Consider the following 21,097-nt stretch of genomic DNA (forward strand, 5'->3'; position numbering starts at 1 on the left):
TTATTTCGAACCATCGTATGCGAATCCTCCACATTTGTGCTTATACCTGGTCCATCGGTGGCCCGGCCCGGATGATTTACGACCATACGCAGGTTGCGGTGGCGGCAGGCCATCAGGTCGATATTCTGAGTCCGATGTCACCCGGCGACAAACTGTATCCGGCCCCGGAAGGCAGTCGGGTCATCCCCTGTCTGCGAACGCCGTTCATCAGCCGGTTTTTCCGGGAAGTTTCGCAGGATCTCTACCGGTATCTCAAAGCCCACAGTGCCGACTACGACATCATCCATTGCCACGGTCTGTGGCATTTTGGCAGCATCGCTCCTTTTCTGGTCGACAAAACCGTACCGAAAGTAATCACCGTTCACGGCGTTCTGGACGCCTGGGCGTTGCGGCAAAGTCGCTGGAAAAAGCAAACAATGGACTTTCTCGTCCAGAAGAAATTCATGGCCCGGGCCGATCTGATTCACATTCTGAACGAAGACGAGCGGCAGGACGTGGAAAATTATCTGGGCTACAAACACCCGCGAATCGTTCTGATTCCGAACGGCATCGAAGTCGCGGATTTTGCCAAGTTACCACCCAAAGGCCAGTTCAAAAAGGAATTCAATCTGGAAGTCAACCAGCGAATGGTGCTGTTTATGAGCCGGTTGAACATCAAAAAGGGACTGGATTTGTTGCTGCCGGCTTTCCGCGACTATTGCCGCCAGCACGCGGATGCGGTGCTGGTGCTGGCCGGGGCCGACGACGGCTACCAGCAACAGGCTCAACAATTCATCAGCCAGAACGGGTTGGAAAAACAAATTCGGCTCGTGGGCATGCTCACCGGCGAAACCAAGCTGGCAGCTCTTTCCGATGCCGATGTGTTTGTGCTGCCCTCCTACTCCGAAGGCCTGTCGATGGCGGTTTTGGAAGCCATGGCCGCCGGGGTACCGACGGTGGTTTCCGACCGTGTGGGCCTGGGTCGCAAAGTGGGCGAAATTCAGGCGGCTTGCCTGACCGACCTCAACCCGGAATCAATTGGCAAACAACTGGATGCGGTTTTACACCAGGCCGACTACGCCGAAACGTTACGAAAAAATGCCCGGCAACTCGTCCAGACCCAGTATGAAATCAAAGCAGTTGGTCATCAACTTCTTCAGGAATACCAAAATCTGGTTTTCAGTTCTCACCAACGCTCTGAATCCCATCCCGCATGAGTTCGATCTCCGTCATCATTCTGACCCATAACGAAGAAAAACACATTGGCCGGTGCATCGCCAGTTTGCTCCCGTTTACTAAACAGATTTTCATCGTCGACTCCTTTTCAACCGATCAAACCGTTGAAATTGCCCGCGCGATGGGGGCGGTTGTCGTTCAGAATCCCTGGGTCAACTACGCAACGCAGTTTAACTATGGCATCCGACACATTCCGTTCCAGACCACCTGGCTGATGCGGATGGATGCCGACGAATACGTTTTGCCCGAACTGGCGACCGAAATCAACACCCGGCTCACGACCCTGCCCGACGACGTCAGCGGTATTTACGTCAAGCGCCGGGTGATGTTCATGAACCGCTGGATGCGCCACGGCGATTACTACCCGATCTGGCTGCTCCGAATCTGGCGCAGTGGTCAGGGCATTTGCGAAGAAAGCTGGATGGACGAACACATCAAACTATCGACGGGCCGTTCCATCCAGTTCGAGCATGATCTGGTGGATCACAACCTCAACAATTTGACGTGGTGGACCCAAAAACATAACCTGTACGCCATCCGCGAAGTGATCGATATTCTCAACATTCGCTTTAACTTTGACCAGTCGATTCGGGTTGAACCGAAGTTTTTTGGAACGCAGGAACAGCGCAAACGGTATCTGAAACAACGGTATGCCTCACTGCCGCTGTTCACGCGGCCCCTGTTGTATTTTCTGTACCGGTATATCGTGAGGCTGGGTGTGCTGGACGGTCGCCCTGGCCTGATGTGGCATTTTTTACAGGGACTCTGGTACCGGTTTCTGGTCGATGCCAAACTGTATGAAGTCTATCACCGGGTAGGCACTGATAAACAAGCGATTATCGATTTTTTCCGAACAGAATATGGAAAAGACCTCCAGGCCCGGCAGCCGGGTCAGCACTGACCTGTCGGTTTACAACAACAGTTGGTGGAACCCCGGCGGCTCCAGGCTCAAAATCATTCTGTGGTTTTTGGTGAGTTCGGTTTCCATCAATTCGTATCTGCCCCTTCCGGTACGGTTCAAAAAGTGGATTCTCACGCTTTTCGGGGCCAAAATCGGGGTAGGTCTGGCCATCAAACCGGCAGTCAACATTAAATTCCCGTGGCTGCTCACCATCGGCGATTATGTCTGGATCGGCGAAGGCGTCTGGATCGATAACCTGGCTCCGGTCACCATCGGCAACCACGTCTGCATTTCGCAGGGAGCGATGCTCGAAACCGGCAACCACAATTACCGGAGCCGATCGTTCGATTTATTTGTTAAACCCATACACCTGGACAATGGCGTCTGGATCGGTGCCAAATCGGTCATATGCCCCGGGGTTACCTGCCACTCCCACGCCATTCTGGCGGTGGGGTCGGTGGCCACCCAGCCGCTCGAAGCCTACGGAATATACCAGGGCAATCCGGCCGTCTGGGTTAAAAACCGCGAAATCCAATGAAAGTAACGATCATAACGGTGGTGTTCAATGGCGCAGGAACGGTTCGTGACAGCATCGAATCCGTGCTGAACCAGACCCATCCCGATATTGAATACATCGTCATCGACGGCAAATCGACCGACAACACGGCCGAGGTGGTCCGTTCCTACGGTTCCCGCATCACCCGCTTCGTTTCGGAGCCTGACAAGGGTTTGTACGATGCGATCAATAAAGGCATCCGGCTGGCCACGGGCGACGTCATCGGTCTCATCAACGCCGACGATTTTTACCACCATCCGCAGGTGGTCGAAAAAGTGGTCCAGCTTTTCGAAAAAACGAACTGCGACGCGGTATACGGCGACGTCATTTACGTCAACGCGGAAAATACGCAGAAAATTGACCGCTACTGGAAAGTGGGCGAATACAAAGAGGGGGCCTTTCTGTGGGGCTGGATGCCCCCCCACCCGACCTGCTTCATCCGGCGGTCGGTGTATGAAAAACTGGGCGGTTATACGCTCGAACTGAAAAGCTCGTCCGATTATGAACTGCTGCTGCGGTACATCCACAAACACAAAATCAAACTCAGCTACCTGCCCGAAGTACTGGTGACCATGCGGTCGGGTGGAATGAGCAACGCGACACTGAAACACCGCTGGCGGGCCAATCGCGAAGACCGTCAGGGGTGGAAATTAAACGGTTTGCGTCCTTATTTTTTTACACTTTTTCTGAAACCATTAAGAAAACTTGACCAGCTATTACCAAAGCTGTGAAAAATAAGCGTTTTTTGCACCGCATGATAAAAATACCATACCACTTAGTCAGTTTTAATTGTACCAAAAATAGAAAACAGTAACATTTACGCTCTGTCCATGTGATTTTATAACCAACGTATCATCACACCTGTCCCTATGAATCTGGAATTGCTTCTTTCTTATATCCAAAATAAACTCACCGACGATCTTTTCCAACTGGGACTTTACCAGTGCCTTCTGTCGTTTCTGGTCGCTTGTTTTGTAGCCGTCGTATCCATCCCTGTCGTCATCAAAATTTCGGAGTTGAAGTTTCTCATGGAGAAACCCGGCTCGCGCAGTTCCCACAAAACGGCCACCCCGACCTTCGGCGGGATTGCCATCTTTGCCGCCATTCTGATCAGTTATTTTCTCTGGCCGGCCATCGACCAGACCGATATTTACCGCACCAACCTGTCCATTGTCGGCATGTCGATTTTGTTTTTCATCGGCATCAAAGACGACATGGTGGGCATCGACCCCAACAAAAAGATCTTTTTTCAAGTACTTCCGTCCCTGATTCTGATTTTCTTCGGAAAACTGCGGATCGACTATCTCTACGGCATTTTTGGCCTGTACCACATCAACGATGTGTTTTCGGTCATCATTACCTGCCTGATTTTCATTACGATCATCAACGCCATCAACCTCATCGACGGCATTGACGGCCTGGCGGGGGCCATTTCCACCCTGGCAGCCTTAACGTTCGGAAGCTGGTTTCTGCTCACCAATCACTTTGCGATGGCCTGTCTGGCCTTCACCTTGTCGGGCGCACTGGTCGGTTTTCTGCGGTTTAACTTTTCGCACACCAGCAAGATTTTCATGGGCAACACCGGATCGCTCATTCTGGGCTTCCTGCTGTCGTTTTTTGCCGTGCGGTTTATCAACCTGAACAATTCGTTCCGGTTCGATCCAACCTCGTTTTTCAACGCGCCGATCATTGCCATCGTGGTGCTGATCGTTCCGATTTTCGATACGCTGCGGGTTTTTCTGGTGCGGATCATGGCCGGGCGTTCGCCTTTCTCGGCCGACCGCAACCACATGCACCACATCATGATTGACAACGGTCTGACACACGCTGCGGCCACGGCGGTACTTTGCACGATTTCACTGGTAAATACGGTTTTGTTTTTCCTTTTTCACCGCGACATCACCAACACGGTTTCGTTGTTTATCCTGATCGGGATGTTTTTCCTCTATATGGCTACCGGTGTTTTTCTGAAGATGCGGGCGCGCGTTCAGGCCATTGACAAGCAACGCCGGAAGGGCCTCTACGCCAGCCAATTGATCAACGCTCTGTCCGGAAAAAACTTTTTGAGGTACCTGTAACCAGCAACGCCGACGCCGGTCTTCGCCAACAAACGGGTTTCTCGTTTGTTATACGTCCATACTTAAAATGGACGAACCATGGAAAATCAGACCAAAGGAGACTCGGCCGCCGATGCTCCTAAACCCGGCAATTACCGTCAGTCGCAATCAATGGAAAATGAGGATGGCCTGCCGCCCCTCTCCGAAGCGGATACCGCTCCGATGTACACCGATCTGGGTCTAGGCTCCGAAGATACGTACAACAAAGGCGACGACGAAGCCACGGATACGCTGCTGTATACCGACACCCACACGGCCATCAACACCGCCGAAAACCGCTCAAACTCCCTGGCCTACGAAGGCGATATCGACGACCTGACGATGGAAGTTGAGCCGGAGCAGGAATGAGTTTACGGTTTTCAGTATTCGGTATTCGGTTTCCGGTAAAGGGCCACGACCAGTCAATCGGCAGGAACTAGTTAACGACCTTACCGGGTCGTCACCGGAGTCGTGACTTGCTGCGTCTGCACCACCACTTGAACCGTAACGTCATTTCCCATCAGCAAACCGGATTTCCCGACCTTGTACTCCAGCCGGTTGAGCGTAAACTGACCTGAAAACGTGGCCGTCATGCCTTTTTGGACAATGTTGAGCGGGATCGTTACGGCGCGGGTGGTGTTTTTAATCGTCAGGTCAAATATGCCGGTGTAGGCGTCGTTTTCCTGCCGTTCGACGCGGGTTGAGCGCAAATGGATCCGGGGGTAGGTCGCTGCGTCGAAATAGTCCTTTTTTTTCAGGTGATTATTCCGCAGCCCAATACCGGTTTCGATGGTCGCGGTTTCCACACTGGCCGAAAGCTGCATCTTTTCGGGCAGGGCCGGGTCGAAAATCAGGTCTCCCGAAAAACCGCCGAAGGTCCCGGTGACGGTTAGACCCGCGTTGCGGATGCTGAACGTCACCGTTGCTTTGGTGGGTTTCCAGTGGATTTGGGCAACCGCGCTCAGGTCGATCAGCAGGACCGTTATCAGGGTTAGAAAGGCGTTTTTCATCTTAAAAATGGTAGGCTAGCGCCAGCATCGGCATGGCATTTTTACTGCGAAACCGGTCGTTCTCGAACGTCAGTTTACGGTCGGTGGTATACTCTACGAACTGAAACCCGATTCCGCCCCGCACACTCACTTTCGGCGTAAACCGATACCGGACGTACGCTTCGGAGTTCAGGCTTCCCCGGTCGCTGTCGCTGATCAGCAGGATGTTAAACCGGGTTGGGCTGGCCGACTGCACCGTTCCACTCAGCGACGACCGCGCCGGGTCGTTGGCGTAGAAAATCCCACTTTGCGACCCACCCAGCGTCACCCCAATGGCGTCGATGTTGATGCCGACCTCAAACCGCTGCGTCAGGGCGAACTCGATGTGAATGCTGGCGTTGAGCGAGGTGGTGCGGGTGCGGTTTAGCTGGAGCGTGTCCAGGTTGGCGAGAATGTTCTCGGTAAACAACGCGACAATGCTTTCGGTGCCGGACGTTAGCCGGGCCGGGGCCGTGATGTAATCGAGCCTGCCGCCAAAGGCCGAGGTCAGCCGCAATCCGTAGCCCAGGCGAAACCGGTTCGAACGCCCGATGCCGTGCAATTGGTTGATCGTCAGGGCCGCCGTACCGAAATCATTTTTGGCCGCAACGCTCAAATCAATCGTTCGGGTCAGCGGTTTGTGGGGCGACTGTGCCAGGACGACAACGGGCAACGACAGGAGAAAAAAGACAAGGATTCGTTTCATGACGGTTCGGGTTGAGAGGCTATTGTAGTTTGGCGTGGCCGAATAATACGCTGTAGGCTTTGCACCAGATCAGGATGGTTCGCTGGCGGGTGGGATCGAACGAAGCCGGTGCTTCCAGAAAAAAGGAACCGGTATTGGTTAATTTCTGCACTTCGATAAAGTTGGTCAGACTGGTATCTTCAGCCAGGTAAATCCGCAGATCCGGTCCGCCATCGGTACTGAAATTCTCAAACAGAATCGTCCGTTTACCGGCTTTGTCATACACTTTCACCGTTCCTTTCACCGTATGGACATTGTTCATAAACATGCCTTCCACGAGTAGTTGCTGCCCCGTCGCGTCGAATATTTTGGTGTTATCGGCCGTGCTGACCGGCTTGTCAACCGTCCCGACAGGCGTCAGTTCGGGGTCTTTGGCACAGCCCGACAGGCCACCAAAAATCACTACCCAAACCACAAACTGCCGCCAGCGCCCCGGATAGCGGATGGTGGCCACAACCTGCTGGTAACTAACGGCCAAAACGTACAGACAGGTGACCAATACCGTCAGGGCATAGGCAAACAGCAAACCGCCATCGCCCTGAATTTCAATGCCTAAGACCGTCAAATGGGCACCAATGGCCCCGATCATGATGCCGACGCCCAGCAACGCCCCCATCCAACTGGTTCGGGGAATCAGCAGCAAAACCGACGCGAGGAGTTCGGCCACCCCGCTGGCAATCCGACCGCCGGGTTCCATGTTCAGGGTTGAGAAGATATAAACGCTTTCGGGAGCGGCTGTAAATTTGAAAAACAGCGTCTGGAGCATGATACCAGCGGCCACAAGCCGGACCAGCCAAAGTACGAGAGATGAGAGTTTCATAGAAAATAAGAGATGGAGTGAATCAAATAAAATGGATCGTAGCCGACGATTAAATCACCAGGGCTTTTTCCGACCGAGCGGGAGACGGTCTTTTTTGGTGGGCAACGGTAGCGTGGGCCACGCCGAAATGAGCCGGTATCTGAACATGCGGAAAAACCGCTTCCAGGCCAATGCGAATGATGGCACTGTGGTGAATCGCGTGTTCGATGTTGTAGAGCAGTTCGCGGTAAAACGTCGTCAGGATGGCCACATCGGGGATCGCGTCCGGCGAATACGACGCTTCCAGTTCCAGCAGGCGGTCTTCCGTACAACAGGCCAATTGTGCCATCATCTGCTGAATGGCGGCCACGGCTTCTGTCGGGCTGTTTTCCAGTGACTCCTGCCGAATCCGGCGGTCGTAATTGAGGTAACCGGTGTGGTAGGCCGTCAGCGAAAGCGCGTAAAATTCGATGATGTGCCGCAGGTGTTTCCCCACCGAACTCCCCATCAGCAAATCGAGCGGACGCGTATATTCGTGGGGTTCGAGTTGGGCGATCACCGCCGTGAGCTGGCCCAACAGATGGGCCGAAGTGTCCTGTAATTTCATAAATGAGAGGGTCAGGCGTGGAAAAGTCGGTTAGTTGCTTAGTAGTTTTTGCCAGTTCTGATCGGCTTTGCGTTGCAGATTCGGCTCGTCTTTCTGCCACTTGGGCAGCGTATTGTTGAAAAAAGTGTGGTAGAACAAGTACAGCCGACCGTCGCGCACCTCGAACGTTTCCGGATCGATCTCCACTTTTTCACCCGACTCACCCATTGCGTAGGCACACCAGCCGCCGTAGGCCGGGGCATATGATCCGGGGGCTTTCAGAAACCGGTCCCGGTTGGCAACCGACGCAAACCGGTACGTGGCACCCTGATACTGGGTGGAAATCGTTTTCTGTCCTTTTGTGGCTTTTTTTGCCGTGAAATAGGCTACCGGGTCGTAGCCCTGAATGGCCAGCCCGTCGTCTACATTGGCGTGTTTGGCGAGCATGGCGTCCCGTTGGGCCTGTGCCACCGAAAACGTCAGGAGCCAAAGCAGACTGCCAAAGAGAAGTTGGGCAAATGGGTTTCTCGCCCGGATTAGGAGGGTGTTCATATTTTTCAAGATTCGTCATCAATCAGGTGAACTCCCTATCCAGTAGCCAAATAACATGCCCTACCGTGCCAGATCCCTGAAAACACCGCCAGCAGTCCGGAAAGCGGTTTTTTAGAACGTTGTCCTGGGTTCCCGGACGGACTGCCGGTTTTGATATGTCGGGAGAGTCACGCTATTTCGGGAATATGAACCGGAATTACGGCACCGGCATCAGCCTGTTTTAACCCGATGCAATTAGTAGAAGCGTATTTATGGCCGGAAAGGGCAACGGAATGAATTTTGCGGTTAACTTGGTCAATGAAATCGTTTGTAATCCCGCTGATCATCATCCTGGGTGTCCTGACCGGGGCTGCGTATAGCCAGCCTGCAGGGGTGCCGTTTATCCAGCATTATGCACCCAAAGTCTACCAGGCACACCCCGAAAACCGGGCCATTGCCCAGGACAACCGGGGCGTTTTGTACTTCGGCAACCAGCACGGTTTGCTGGAATTCGATGCCAGCACCTGGAAACGGCTACCCGTCACAGGCACCAACGCCCGCGCCGTGGCAACCGACTCGGCCGGTACGGTTTACATCGGAACCGACACGAATTTTGGTTACCTGAAAACCGATGGGCGGGGTGTCAACCGCTACGTTTCCCTCAGCGATCAGTTGCCCCCGGCCGAACGCACGCTGCCCAAAGTAGCCCGGGTGTTCTGCACAGATCAGGGTGTTTATTTTAGCACATCTCAAAAAATATACCGCTACCAGCCCGGTCAGCCCATTATCATCTGGCCTATCCCGGCCGGCATCCGGCACGTCAGTGTTGTCAAGAACACGGTATTTTTGCAAACCCGGAACGGCGGTTTTTTCCGCCTGAACACCGCCCGATCCGGAGATGAAGCTCTGGAGGTGCCCCCCGGAACCGAGCGACTGACCGCCCAAACCATCGAGTCGGTTTTGCCGTTTCCCGGCGATCATCAGTTGCTGGTGGTTACGTGCCAGGGTGGGCTTTTTCGCTATGACCCATTGATAGCCAGCCTTTCACCGTTTCCGACGCAGGCTGACGACTGGCTGCACCAGGCTCGTGTCAGCCGGGCCATTTACATTCCCAATCCCGAAGCGGGCACGCACCAGTACATCATTGGGACGGCCCGGGGTGGGGTCCGGATTCTGAATCATCAAGGCCAGGAACTGCAACGAATCGATGAAAGCAACGGGCTGCGTCGGAATGCGGTTCTGAGTTTGTTTCAGGATCGTGAAAAGTCGCTCTGGATCGGCACCGGCAGTGGCCTCGACCGCGTGGAAACCAACCTGCCCGTCAGCCGTTTCGAAAGCAGCCTCAACGTCCGTTCCACGGTTTGGGCCATTCGACGACACGCGGAAGTGCTCTACATCGGAACCGGTCTGGGCGTGTTTTACTGGAACAACCCGACCCACCGTTTTGAAATGGTGCCGGGTACCGACGCATCCAGCACTACCCTGCTGACCGACGGAACGGATTTGCTGGCGGGTGCGGCAGGTTACATCTGGCGAATTCGGCAGAACCGGATTGTGGAAACGCTCCCGACTGAAAACCAGACGGTTCATGCCCTGCTCCGACCCCGCCAGAAACCGACCCTGCTACTGGCAGCAATGGGCAATGGACTCCGGCTCTACCGGCGCGAAGCCAACCAGTGGCAGGAGGCAGGCCGGGTGCTGAACCTGCGGGACGAGTGTGTTTCGCTCGCCGAAGCAGCCGATGGCACCATCTGGGTCGGAACCCGGCACAACGGTTTCTTTCAACTCGACAAAGACTTCAACCGGATCCTCTTTCACTCGAATTCCGGGTTGCGTCCGGCAACCGGAAGTTACGTTTTTCCGACCTCCGACGGATTGTTGTTTGCAGCCGGGGGCCGTCTGTACCGGTTTGATGCCCGCACCAAGCAGTTTACCGCCGATCCAAAATTCAGTGCCCTTCTCGCCAAATCCTCCTCCGATGCCCCGGCCATTGCCGAAGACCGCCAGCGCAACCTGTGGTTTGCCACGCCTTCAGTAGCCCTCCGCCGAAACCCAGCCGGAACCTGGGAGTGTGACAGCCTGAGTCTGAAACCGATCAGTCGGGGTGGCTACGCCATCTATCCCGATCAGAACGGGCTGGTTTGGCTGGGCAATGACGAGGGACTGTTTCGCTACGACGGCGCTCAGATGACCATGCCCCCCGATTATCCGGCTTTGATCCGGGCCGTCCGGTTGCAGGCCAATGATTCCCTGCTGTATGCCGGGGGCAGTATTCCCGCCGGTCAGGGCCGATTGACGTTGCCCTATCGGTTCCGGGCCTTGTCGTTCCAGTTTGCCGCCACCAGTTTTGTGGGCGACAATGAAAATGAATTTCAGTATAAACTCTCCGGAAATGCCCAGATGGCCGACGACACGGTTTGGTCGAAATGGGGCCGGGAAACGCGCAAAGACTACACCAACCTGCCCCCCGGCCCGTATACCTTCCTGGTTCGCGCCCGCGACTCCTACGGTCAGTTGAGCCGGGAAAGCCGTTTTTCGTTCGAAATCACCCGCCCCTGGTTCCGCGAACCCTGGGCCTACGCGCTCTATATTCTCATCGGGTGTTTCCTGATAGCGGTCTTTGTCCAGTATTACACCCGCCGGTTGATGCGGGAAAAGCTGAAACTCGAAGCCCTGGTGGATGACCGAACGGCGCAGGTGGTTCAGCAAAAAGAAGAACTGGTGGCGCAATCGGCACGATTGCAGATGGCGAAGGAAACCGCCGAAGCGGCCAACCGGGCGAAAAGCGAATTCCTGGCCAACATGAGCCACGAGCTCCGGACGCCCCTCAACGGCATTCTGGGTTTTACGCAACTGCTCCAGCGCGATACGAATCTGAGCAGCAGTCAGCAACGCGGTTTGGGCATTATCCGCACCAGTGGCGAACACCTGCTGACGCTGATCAACGAGGTGCTGGATATTGCCAAAATTGAAGCCCGGCGGTTCGACTTTCAGCAATCGGCGGTGGCCCTGCCCGCACTGCTGGCAAACGTGTCGGCCTTCTTCCGGATTCGGGCCGAAGAGAAAGGGCTGGCGTTCACCTACCGCGTGGAGACGCCCCTGCCCGCGGTGGTTTCCGGCGACGAAAAACGCCTGACGCAAATCCTGAACAATCTCCTGAGCAATGCCGTGAAATTTACGGAACAGGGCACCGTCGAGTTGGTCGTGAGCAGTCAGGAAGTGCGCCCCGGCCAGTTCCGGGTGGTTTTCCGGGTTAGTGACTCGGGGATTGGTATTCCGGAAAACCGCCTGACCGAGATTTTTCAACCCTTCTACCAGGTGCGGGACGGCAAACAGTTCATCGAAGGCACTGGCCTCGGTTTGGCCATTTCGGATAAGCTGGTCGAGTTGATGGGCGGTAAATTGAGTGTCGTCAGCACACCCGGCACAAGCAGCATTTTTACCGTCAGCCTGCCGTTATCGGCGGCCCAGCGTGGCCCCGCGCCGGAAGTCTCCCACCCGGACCGACGCCGGATTCTGGGCTACGAGGGTCTGCAACGGCGGGTGCTGGTGGCCGACGACAATGCCGACAACCGACTGGTGGTGGTGTCACTGCTGGAAACGCTGGGTTTCGTCGTCCTCGAAGCCGTCGACGGACGGGTAGCCATTGAACTGGCAATCAGCCAGAAACCGGATCTGATTCTGATGGATCTGGTGATGCCCAATCTCAACGGCTTTGAAGCCCTGCAACAACTCCGCGCCCGGAAGGAACTGGCGCACACCCGGATCATTGCGTTTTCCGCCAATGTTTTCGAACAGAACCAGCAACGTTCGCTCAGTGAGGGCTTCGATGATTTTGTCGCCAAACCCGTCGATGTAGACAGTTTGCTGGTTAAAATCGGGGAGCAACTGGGTTTGCACTGGCGATACGCGGCTGATGATTTCGAAACAGGAAAGCCGGTAACCTCCCCGCCGACTGACACCGCCGAACTGGTCATTCCGGGCCATGACGACCTGAATGCCTTGCTCGACAAGGCCCGGCAGGGTGACATTCGAAGCATTCTGGATACACTATCCGACCTTGAAGTACACGATTCCGCGTTCGGTCCGTTTGCTAATCGCTTACGCCACTGGGCCGCGGAGTTTGATACCCGACAAATCCGGGATTATTTAACCCAACTCCTCGACACTCCCTAACCTTATGTCCGCCAGTATTCTTGTCGTTGACGATACGCCCCACAACATCAGTATTTTATTCGATGCGCTGACCCATTATGGGTACCGCGTGCTGGCCGAGCGCGACGGAAAAAGCGCGCTCGAACAGGTTCGCCACGCCCGGCCCGATCTGATTCTGCTCGACGTGATGATGCCCGGCCTGAACGGTTTCGAGACCTGCCGACAGCTCAAAAACAACCCTGCGACCGCCGACATTCCGGTGATTTTCATGACCGCCCTGACCGAATCCATCGACAAAATCAACGGTTTCAACATGGGCGCAGTGGATTACATCACCAAACCGTTCCAGTTGCCCGAAGTTCTGGCGCGGGTTCAAACGCACCTGGCCTTGCGGCAAATGCGTCATGATCTGGAGAAGCTCAACGAACAGCTCGAACAGCGGGTTCAGGAACGAACCGAAGCCCTCAGCCGCGCCCTGGCCGAACTGGAAACGCTGAAAGATCAGCTTCAGGCCGAAAATTCTTACCTCCGCGATGAGATCAGCCAGACCACCGGTTTCAGCGAAATCGTAACCCAAAGTGCGTCGTTCCGGCGTGTATTGACCAAAATAGAGCAGGTGGCCCCCACCAATACGACAGTGCTGATTCTGGGCGAATCCGGTACGGGCAAAGAACTGCTGGCGCGGGCCATTCACGAGCACAGTGGCCGGAAAAACAAACCGCTGGTGAAAGTCAACTGCGCGGCTTTGCCGCCTACGCTCATCGAGAGCGAACTGTTTGGTCACGAAAAAGGAGCCTTTACCGGCGCGACCAGCCAGAAAACCGGGCGGTTTGAACTGGCTCAGAACGGCACCATCTTTCTGGATGAAATCGGTGAAATGCCCCTCGATCTGCAATCCAAACTGCTGCGGGTGTTGCAGGAAGGTGAATTTGAGCGCGTCGGCGGCACCAAAACCCTGCGCGTCAATGTTCGGGTGCTGGCGGCCACGAACCGTGATCTGGAAGTTGAAATTGAAAACGGCCGCTTTCGCGAAGATTTGTATTACCGGCTGAATGTGTTTCCGGTTAAAAGCCTGCCCCTCCGTGAGCGAAAAGAGGACATTCCGCTGCTGGTTCGGCACTTTTGCGACAAACACGGCCCCGATCTGAACCGCCGGATTGAAGTCATTCCGACCCGCGTGATCGAGACACTGACGGCGTACAACTGGCCCGGCAACATCCGCGAACTGGAGAACATCATCGAACGCTCGCTGATCAGTTCGACCGGCCGACAGCTTGAACTCGGCGACTGGACGGGCACCGACTGGCGCGACCGCAAGAATCCGCTGGCCCGCAAAGTGACGCCCCTGACGCTGGAAGAATGCGAGCGCAACCACATCATCGCCGTGCTGGAATCCACCCACTGGAAAGTCAGCGGGGATCACGGAGCCGCCCGGATTCTGGATGTCATTCCAACCACGCTCGAATCGAAGATGAAAAAACTCGGCATCACCCGCCCCTGACTCGCCGAACACCTCCTGAAATGTCCTGACATTCCTGAAATACCGTAACAAAATCTGTTCTACCCTGGCCCCAACAAACCCTCTAACCATTTAGACATCAACCCATTACCCAAACCATAAGCTACTGGCATACGACTTGATTACCAGATCATACCTGTTCATTCGTTTACGCTATGTGTACCGTTTCCTACCTTCCCCTGGCGAAGGGTGAGTATCTGCTAACTGCCAGCCGCGATGAAAAAACCGCCCGGCCTTCGGCGCGTTTTCCCGTCAAAGCGACCCTCAACGGGCAAGCGGTTTACTTCCCGCAGGACCCACAGGGACACGGTTCGTGGATTGCTACCGCCCACGAACCCGGTTTTACGCCTACCACGGTTTGCCTGCTGAACGGGGCTTTTCAGGCGCATACGGCCCATCCGCCCTACCGCCACAGCCGGGGGCTGGTGGTTCTGGAGGTGTTCCGGTATGCCTCTCCGGGCGAATGGCTGGCCGGTTTTGATTTTGAAAACCTCGAACCCTTTACGCTGCTCATCCTGCAACCGGGGCAGCTTTGGGAAGTGCGCTGGGATGGAAAAACCGCCCACAGCCGCCAGCCTGACCCGGCTCAACCCGCCATCTGGTCGTCTTCGACGCTCTATACACCCTCCGTGGTTGCCCGTCGCGAAGCCTGGTTTCAGACGTGGATCCGGCAACAAACGCAGTTTACCGTGGCCGGTATTCGCCAGTTTCACAAGCAGGCCGGCCGGGACGACCCACAGAATGCGGTGTTGGTGAACCGGGGAGACGGGATGCAAACCCTCAGCCTGACCACCGTTCGGCACCGCCCGGACAACACCGAGATTTTCTACGAAGACCTGACAACCTCCCGATTCCTATATCAGCAACTAACGCCATCCCATGAGCTTCGCTACGCCCACTGAACGTCTCCGCACTCCGGCTTCTGCTGCGGTTCCGGGCTGGACCGACCGGCTCAGCCAGCGGACAGACCGGTTTCTGATTCGGCTCCGGCATTGGGAATACTGGCCGTTTTCCGTGGTCTATTTCCCGGTATTGCTCTACTACGGCTGGCTCGCGCTCAAGGCCCGTTCCTGGTTTTTCTTTTCGGCCAGTAACCCCGGCATTGAATCGGGCGGGATGCTGGGTGAGTCGAAAATGGACATTCTGAACCGCATCGACGCGTCATACAAACCGAAAACCCTGTTTTTTCAGCAACCCACGATCAACACCATGCTGGATCAACTGCTGCTGGCCGATTGCTGGTTTCCCGTCGTAGTCAAACCCGACCGCGGAGAGCGGGGATGGCGGGTCGAAAAAATCCATTCTGTCGCCGAATTGACGGCATATCTGAACGAGACGCCGAAGGATTTAGCCCTGATTGTGCAGGAATATGTCGATGAACCGCTCGAAATGGGTGTGTTTTATTACCGAATGCCGGGCCAGCCGACCGGAACGGTTTCTTCCATTGTGGTCAAGGAATTTCTGTCGGTGGTGGGTGATGGAAAGTCTACGATGCTGGAACTGCTCCGTCGGAATCCCCGCGCCCGGCTTCAATTGCCGGCTTTGATCGAACGGTATGGCGAGCGGTTAGCCCACGTGCCGGAACCCGGAGAAACCCCGGTTCTGGAGCCCATCGGCAACCACTGCCGGGGCACGAAGTTTCTGGATGGCAATCACCTGATTACGCCGGAACTGGTGGCGGTTTTCGACCGGATCAGCCAATCGGTAGACGGTTTTTACTACGGTCGCTACGACCTCCGCTGCCGGTCGATCGAAGAGCTTCTGCGGGGGCAAACCATCCGGATTCTGGAACTCAACGGGGCCGGGGCCGAACCAGCGCACATTTACCAACCCGGTTCATCGATCTGGACGGCCTGGCGGGTGTTGCTCCGGCATTGGCAGGTGCTGTATGCCATCAGCCGGGCCAACCACCAACGCGGTGTGTCGTATATGACCTTCCGGGAAGCCCGAACCATTTACCGGCGTATTCAACGGGACAAAGCCACCAGACCGTCATGATGCTGCTCGCCGGAAATTTTGTGGTTGGCTGGGTGGTTAGTTTTCTGGGGTCTCTACCGCCGGGCGTTCTGAACCTGACCATCGTTCGGGTGTCGTTGCGGCAGGGGCTCCGGGCGGCTCTCGAATTTGCGCTGGCCTGTACCCTGATCGAGTTCCTCTATGGCTACATCGCGGTGTGGCTCACGGAACAGATTGCACCATTCGCTTTTTTCAAACTACTCACCGACGGATTCACCCTGCTCCTGCTGTTGATGCTGGGGCTTTACTACCTCCGGAAACAAAGCAGCCGGCCAACACCTGCCGACCGAACCGCAACCAGCGCGTTCGGTCTGGGTCTTGGCCTGAGTGTTGTCAACGTGGCGGCTTTTCCGTTCTGGCTTTTCTACACGGTTTTGCTCACCCGGAAAGGCTGGGTCAGTCTGGCGGGCTCACCGTCGGTTCTGGTGTATGTGCTGGGGATTGCGCTGGGAACCCTGACCGGTTTGTGGTTTTTTGTTGGCGCAAGCCAGCGTCTGAATGCTATTCTGGTGGCCCACCTTCACCGGTTCGACCGCGTCATGGGCTGGCTGTTTGTCGGCCTGGCCATTGTTCAGGGCCTGGTACTGGCATCGAACCGATGAGTTTTTACGATTGATCTACTAACCCCAATTCATTATGCAACGCAATTTTGTCCGTTTGACCGTCCTCTTTTTGTTTCTTGCTACCCCGGTTTTTGCCCAGAAACCCGTAATCTTTTCAACAGCCGATAAAGCCCTGGGCGGCTATGATCCGGTGGGTTATTTTACGGAAGGAAAACCCGTTTTAGGCGCCGACTCTCTGACCTGGACATGGCAGGGCGCCCAGTGGCATTTTGCCAGCGAGAAAAACAAAGCGGCTTTTCAGGCCGAACCCGAACGGTTTGCCCCCCAATACGGCGGGTATTGTGCCTTCGGCATGTCGAGAGGCTACAAAGCACCTACCCAACCCGATGCCTGGACAATTGTCGATAATAAGCTCTATTTCAATTACAACCAGAAAGTACGGACGGAATGGGACAAGGACCGGCCTGGCTACATTCAGAAAGCAGATACGAATTGGGTGGAAGCAAAAGAGAAGAAATAGGATCGGTGCCGGGGACGAAACGACTACGCGGTTTCGTCCTGGTATTTTTTTAGCAAGTTATAAAACCATACGCGGTCGTTGTCCACGAGTTTGATGTAGAGCCGGAGATTTCCGACGGCACTCTCATACGGAAACTTCCGGCTGGCATCTCCTTTTCGAAGTGCATATTTCACCATTTTGTCGACCACTTTAAAAAAACGGTCTTCATCGTCTCTCGCAAATTTTTCATCCCAGAATATTACCGTTGGAGAAGCCTCCGACGGTTTAAATGACAACCTGAATTTTGCCAGACCCATTTCTAACGTTTCCATACCAGTCTACCCCTTCGGCGATTTTGCATCGATTTCCAGAAGGTAGGTAATTCATTTGGCATAACCTATTATTCAGGCATTTAACGTTGTCGGCCTATTCGCACAAAGGCGTTTTCAAGGCCCGCTCATATTCCCGTTCCAGCCCATACATGCCACTGGTTACCGGTGAGCCATCAAAAGCCATTAAGGGCAGGTCGGTCCGTTTTCCCTCATCATCGACCAGAAACGCTGAAAGAAGCCGGCATCCGGAACCGGCAAAATAATTTAATACCTCCATCAGGTGCTCCAGTTCATTGGAGTAGAGTCGGCAGGAACGGTTTTTCCCCTGGGAATAGCAAAGCGAAAAGTAAAGCCACATGTGTTGAGCAGAATAAGGTAGACAAGCTAACCGGGATAGTATACGTTTGTCGGCCGTAAGATAGTAGAAACTCCCGGAACCCGTATCTCACGACCTTTTTTTTGTAATTAGAAATGTTTACTACCTGGCCTTTATGTCGCAGATGAGAGGGATTGCGATGATTCGGGAAGACTAAAATAGCCCGGTCTGTAGGGTATGTTCGGCGAATGCTGTAGCTTGCGGCCCATTTGTTTGCTATGAAACGATACGGATTTATACTAGTGGCCTGGGCCTTGCTGGCCGGCAGTTGCCAACAGGCCGAACAGGCTCCCTGCGACCCCACCATTCCTACCCTCAAGGCACCCGATTCGGAAATTGCCGCTTTGAAAAAGTATATCGACTCCAGCGGCATTTCCGCGATGGCCGATGGACGGGGGTTTTATTACAGCATTCAAGCGCCAGGCACCGGAACCAAACCAACGCTGTGTTCCGCCGTGACCGTCAACTACGTAGGGAAACTGACCAACGGAACCACCTTCGACAGTTCGAGCAACATCACCTTTGGCTTAAACCAGCTCATTGTGGGCTGGCAGGAAGGCATTCCGCTGATTGCCCCCGGTGGCAGCATTACGCTGTATTTACCCCCCAGTTTAGCGTATGGTGCACAGGCCCTGAACGGGATTCCGGCCAATTCGATTCTGGTGTTCACGATCGACCTCATCCAGAGTAATTAAGGACGTTTTCGACCCGGTTAGCCGCTCTGAAGGTGTTGGGCGAAAACCGCTTTGGCCTTCGTCCACATGGCGTCGGACAGCACATGGCCCTGCCCCGGTTCAATGAAGGCGGTGAAATTCCCGGCGGCACCGGCTTTCTGGTAGGCTTGAGCAATGTGGGGAATGGCCTTCCGAACAAAGTCAATCGGCGAACCCGAGTCTTCTTCCCCAAAGTTCAGGTGCAGAACCCGGGGCGCAATGAGGGCCGCAATGTCGGGTGTATCGCCATACTGAAGCCAACCCGGCACGAAATTCGGAAAGCAGTGCAGCAGGTGTTCGTGCTCGATGGCGGCATAGGACGGCAGACAACAATTTCCGACGATGCATTTCAGGCGGCTTTCGAGCGGCCCCACCAGCCACGAATGCGTGGATCCCATCGAGTGACCGTAGCAACCGATCCGGTCGGCACGTACTTCCGGGCGGCTACACAGGTAATCGACCGCCCGGCGCATTTCCAGCACATTTTTCCAGGCCATACTGCGCCCCCGCACCACCTGACGCAGAAACTCAAAGCGTTCATAATCGCCTTTTTTCAGCTTCCCGGTCGGGTCCTGCCTTTCCTCGAAGCAAAGCGCATCCGGACACAGCACGACGTAGCCTTCGCGCACCAGTGCCACGGCGGTGTGGTGCATCGGATTGCCGGCCAAACCGGCGGGCTCGGATTTGCCCAGGTGATATTCGCCATTGTGCTGGTGCCAGACGGCAATGGCCGGTGCCGGTTTTTGAGCCGTCGCCGATTCCGGGATCAGCAACAGCGCCGGAACCCGGTCGTTGGGCTCCACCTCGTAGGTGATCGACTCGATGCGGTAGCCGTCTTTCGGCATCGTTTCCCGAAGCTGCGGCAGCAAGGGTGAGGCTTTCGCAAAGGGCCCGCCCAGGCAGGTCTGGTAGTGTTTCCGCAAGGCCTCGGCCGACAAAATCGGGGGGGTGGGTTGCAAACCGTCCGCCATTGGCAAACTACCGGCGGTGGATAGCACGCCAAGTCCGCCCATCAGTTGCGACTTCATAAAATTCCGTCTCGTGTGTTTCATGGTGAGAAAACCGGTTACCACGTCCAGATCTGAGACGAGGTGAATTGCTGAAATTATCACAAAAAGTGACTAGTCTAGGACTTACGTCAGATAATTCTATCAAACTTTCGCTTTCTGCCCCTAAATCCCCTAAAGGGGACTTATAGCATCTGGATTAAGCCGCGTCCAAGTCCCCTTTAGGGGATTTAGGGGCAGAAAGCGAAAGGCCTGTAGTCGATCCCCTGGCGAAACTTTACCGGAAAAAATTATTCCCACCTTATAAACATTTTTTTCCGGGGCGGGTTTTGTAGTTGTAAATCGCGCCCAAGCGGGGTTGCTGTGAAAAGTGTCTGATTGAAAAAATAACCGTTTCAGTAGCGATATCATAGGGCCAGAGGACTTCCGTCGTCTGGCTTTTTTTTGTACGATCTTATTCAAAAAACGCAATCACCAAAACCGTATTCCTTATCTGCCAGAATCATGTTACTTGACAAATCAATTCCGTTCACTTTTTTGTTTCGAAAAATACGCCGGGAGGCTCTGCTGGTGTTTCTGTTTGCCAATGTGGTCGTTTTGGCCAAGTACTTTTTTCACCTCCGGTATTTGACCATTCCCATTGCGATTCCAACTTTGCTGGGCACCTGCATTTCGCTGCTCCTGGCTTTTCGCACCAATCAGGCTTACGACCGCTGGTGGGAAGCCCGGATTATCTGGGGAGCCATCGTCAACGACAGCCGCAGTTTGATCCGGCAACTCCAGATGTTTCTGCCCGTGACACCCAACCAGCAAATGATCATTCACGCCTTTGTACAGCGGCAATGCGCCTGGTGTTTTGTGCTGGGCGATTCGCTGCGGGGGCATGAAGTCGAACGGCGATTGCAGGAATTTCTACTGCCGGCCACCGTCGAGGCCATTCTGGCAACCGATAACCGACCCAATGCGCTGATGCTCGAACACGGTTTGGCCGTTGGCCAGCTTTACCGAACCGGGCAACTGTCGGACTATCAAATGGTGCAGATCAGCACCACCCTGAACACCCTGACCGACTCGATGGGGCGCTGCGAACGGATCAAGAACACGCCTTTTCCCCGTACCTATACGTTCAACTTGCAATTGTTCATTTATCTTTTTGCCGCCATTTTACCGTTCTGTTTCGAAGCGGATCTGTATTATCTGGATGTGCCGCTGGTGACGCTGATTTCCTGCGCCTTTCTGTTGCTCGAAAAAAGTGCCGTTCAACTCCAGGACCCGTTTGAAAACCAGCCCACCGACACCCCCATGACGTCGATTGCGCGCAACATTGAGATCAACCTCAAAACCATGACGGATTATAAAGAAATACCGCCCAAGCTGCTGCCGTACGACTTTTACACCCTGTAGCTTCCACAGGTAGCCGGGAACTCCCCTTCTAAATCCAGGTAATGACAAAATCCTTG

At 54.8% G+C, this 21,097-nt stretch carries 22 protein-coding genes; 14 read left to right on the forward strand and 8 right to left on the reverse strand.

All coding sequences use genetic code 11. From position 1 onward, the window contains the following. Positions 1 to 17 precede the first annotated feature (17 nt). From DUE52_RS09850 to DUE52_RS09875, 6 genes are all read left to right on the forward strand, one after another. Positions 18 to 1,196, forward strand: a complete 1,179-nt coding sequence (locus DUE52_RS09850) for a glycosyltransferase (RefSeq protein WP_114405838.1) — start codon at positions 18 to 20, stop codon at positions 1,194 to 1,196. Beyond that, on the forward strand, positions 1,193 to 2,116 hold the full coding sequence (locus tag DUE52_RS09855; RefSeq protein WP_114405839.1) for a glycosyltransferase family 2 protein: 924 nt from the start codon (positions 1,193 to 1,195) through the stop codon (positions 2,114 to 2,116). Before DUE52_RS09850 ends, DUE52_RS09855 begins: the two co-directional genes overlap by 4 nt. Beyond that, the gene (locus DUE52_RS09860; protein WP_114405840.1) at positions 2,076 to 2,654 is read left to right on the forward strand and encodes a WcaF family extracellular polysaccharide biosynthesis acetyltransferase; all 579 of its coding nucleotides are present in this window, start codon (positions 2,076 to 2,078) and stop codon (positions 2,652 to 2,654) included. The genes DUE52_RS09855 and DUE52_RS09860 overlap by 41 nt, the downstream gene beginning before the upstream one ends. Beyond that, a complete protein-coding gene (locus tag DUE52_RS09865) occupies positions 2,651 to 3,403 on the forward strand; it encodes a glycosyltransferase family 2 protein (protein WP_114405841.1) in 753 nt (250 codons plus the stop codon). Before DUE52_RS09860 ends, DUE52_RS09865 begins: the two co-directional genes overlap by 4 nt. Positions 3,404 to 3,541: 138 nt before the next feature. Then, a complete protein-coding gene (locus tag DUE52_RS09870; protein ID WP_114405842.1) occupies positions 3,542 to 4,750 on the forward strand; it encodes a glycosyltransferase family 4 protein in 1,209 nt (402 codons plus the stop codon). A gap of 78 nt (positions 4,751 to 4,828) precedes the next feature. Continuing rightward, positions 4,829 to 5,137: a hypothetical protein gene (locus tag DUE52_RS09875; protein ID WP_114405843.1), complete on the forward strand. Its 309-nt coding sequence runs from the start codon at positions 4,829 to 4,831 to the stop codon at positions 5,135 to 5,137. 80 nt (positions 5,138 to 5,217) lie between these two features. Here DUE52_RS09875 and DUE52_RS09880 read toward each other — a convergent pair whose 3' ends face one another. Genes DUE52_RS09880 through DUE52_RS09900 form a run of 5 tightly spaced genes read right to left on the reverse strand, consistent with a single transcriptional unit; the run spans position 5,218 to position 8,478 of the window. Beyond that, complete coding sequence (locus tag DUE52_RS09880) at positions 5,218 to 5,778, reverse strand: YceI family protein (protein ID WP_114405844.1); 561 nt, start codon at positions 5,776 to 5,778, stop codon at positions 5,218 to 5,220. A 1-nt stretch (position 5,779) separates the two neighbouring features. Beyond that, on the reverse strand, positions 5,780 to 6,502 hold the full coding sequence (locus DUE52_RS09885) for a hypothetical protein (protein WP_114405845.1): 723 nt from the start codon (positions 6,500 to 6,502) through the stop codon (positions 5,780 to 5,782). A gap of 19 nt (positions 6,503 to 6,521) precedes the next feature. Further along, the gene (locus tag DUE52_RS09890) at positions 6,522 to 7,361 is read right to left on the reverse strand and encodes a DM13 domain-containing protein (protein WP_114405846.1); all 840 of its coding nucleotides are present in this window, start codon (positions 7,359 to 7,361) and stop codon (positions 6,522 to 6,524) included. Between the two features lie 49 nt (positions 7,362 to 7,410). Continuing rightward, positions 7,411 to 7,947, reverse strand: coding sequence for a hypothetical protein (locus DUE52_RS09895; RefSeq protein ID WP_114405847.1), 537 nt, complete (start codon positions 7,945 to 7,947; stop codon positions 7,411 to 7,413). A gap of 30 nt (positions 7,948 to 7,977) precedes the next feature. Continuing rightward, positions 7,978 to 8,478, reverse strand: coding sequence for a YHS domain-containing (seleno)protein (locus tag DUE52_RS09900; RefSeq protein WP_114405848.1), 501 nt, complete (start codon positions 8,476 to 8,478; stop codon positions 7,978 to 7,980). Positions 8,479 to 8,775: 297 nt separating this feature from the next. Here DUE52_RS09900 and DUE52_RS09905 point away from each other — a divergent pair, with 297 nt between their 5' ends. The 6 genes from DUE52_RS09905 (at position 8,776) to DUE52_RS09930 (ending at position 17,230) form a co-directional block, all read left to right on the forward strand. Beyond that, entirely contained in the window at positions 8,776 to 12,633 is a 3,858-nt protein-coding gene (locus tag DUE52_RS09905) for a hybrid sensor histidine kinase/response regulator (RefSeq protein WP_114405849.1), read from the forward strand. 4 nt (positions 12,634 to 12,637) lie between these two features. Further along, positions 12,638 to 14,113, forward strand: a complete 1,476-nt coding sequence (locus DUE52_RS09910; protein WP_114405850.1) for a sigma-54-dependent transcriptional regulator — start codon at positions 12,638 to 12,640, stop codon at positions 14,111 to 14,113. Positions 14,114 to 14,286: 173 nt separating this feature from the next. Next, positions 14,287 to 15,033, forward strand: coding sequence for an NRDE family protein (locus DUE52_RS09915; RefSeq protein ID WP_114405851.1), 747 nt, complete (start codon positions 14,287 to 14,289; stop codon positions 15,031 to 15,033). Next, positions 15,011 to 16,129: an ATP-grasp domain-containing protein gene (locus tag DUE52_RS09920; protein ID WP_114405852.1), complete on the forward strand. Its 1,119-nt coding sequence runs from the start codon at positions 15,011 to 15,013 to the stop codon at positions 16,127 to 16,129. Before DUE52_RS09915 ends, DUE52_RS09920 begins: the two co-directional genes overlap by 23 nt. Further along, a complete protein-coding gene (locus tag DUE52_RS09925) occupies positions 16,126 to 16,749 on the forward strand; it encodes a LysE family transporter (protein WP_114405853.1) in 624 nt (207 codons plus the stop codon). Before DUE52_RS09920 ends, DUE52_RS09925 begins: the two co-directional genes overlap by 4 nt. 34 nt (positions 16,750 to 16,783) lie before the next feature. Further along, entirely contained in the window at positions 16,784 to 17,230 is a 447-nt protein-coding gene (locus DUE52_RS09930; protein ID WP_114405854.1) for a YHS domain-containing (seleno)protein, read from the forward strand. A gap of 23 nt (positions 17,231 to 17,253) precedes the next feature. On the opposite strand, the gene DUE52_RS09935 is transcribed toward DUE52_RS09930, so the two are convergent. Next, positions 17,254 to 17,541, reverse strand: a complete 288-nt coding sequence (locus DUE52_RS09935; RefSeq protein WP_114405855.1) for a hypothetical protein — start codon at positions 17,539 to 17,541, stop codon at positions 17,254 to 17,256. A gap of 94 nt (positions 17,542 to 17,635) precedes the next feature. Beyond that, a complete protein-coding gene (locus DUE52_RS09940) occupies positions 17,636 to 17,899 on the reverse strand; it encodes a hypothetical protein (RefSeq protein ID WP_114405856.1) in 264 nt (87 codons plus the stop codon). Positions 17,900 to 18,135: 236 nt separating this feature from the next. Here DUE52_RS09940 and DUE52_RS09945 point away from each other — a divergent pair, with 236 nt between their 5' ends. After that, positions 18,136 to 18,612: an FKBP-type peptidyl-prolyl cis-trans isomerase gene (locus tag DUE52_RS09945; protein WP_114405857.1), complete on the forward strand. Its 477-nt coding sequence runs from the start codon at positions 18,136 to 18,138 to the stop codon at positions 18,610 to 18,612. 17 nt (positions 18,613 to 18,629) lie between these two features. Here the strand turns inward: DUE52_RS09945 and DUE52_RS09950 are convergent, their stop codons facing one another. Further along, the gene (locus DUE52_RS09950; protein WP_114405858.1) at positions 18,630 to 19,682 is read right to left on the reverse strand and encodes a dienelactone hydrolase family protein; all 1,053 of its coding nucleotides are present in this window, start codon (positions 19,680 to 19,682) and stop codon (positions 18,630 to 18,632) included. A gap of 459 nt (positions 19,683 to 20,141) precedes the next feature. On the opposite strand from DUE52_RS09950, the gene DUE52_RS09955 reads away from it, so the two are divergent. Continuing rightward, positions 20,142 to 21,041 (forward strand): bestrophin family protein, encoded by a 900-nt coding sequence (locus tag DUE52_RS09955; protein ID WP_114405859.1) that lies wholly within the window; start codon positions 20,142 to 20,144, stop codon positions 21,039 to 21,041. The last annotated feature ends 56 nt before the right edge of the window (positions 21,042 to 21,097 follow it).

It is taken from the genome of Larkinella punicea (assembly GCF_003334855.1).
GTDB lineage: Bacteria > Bacteroidota > Bacteroidia > Cytophagales > Spirosomataceae > Larkinella > Larkinella punicea.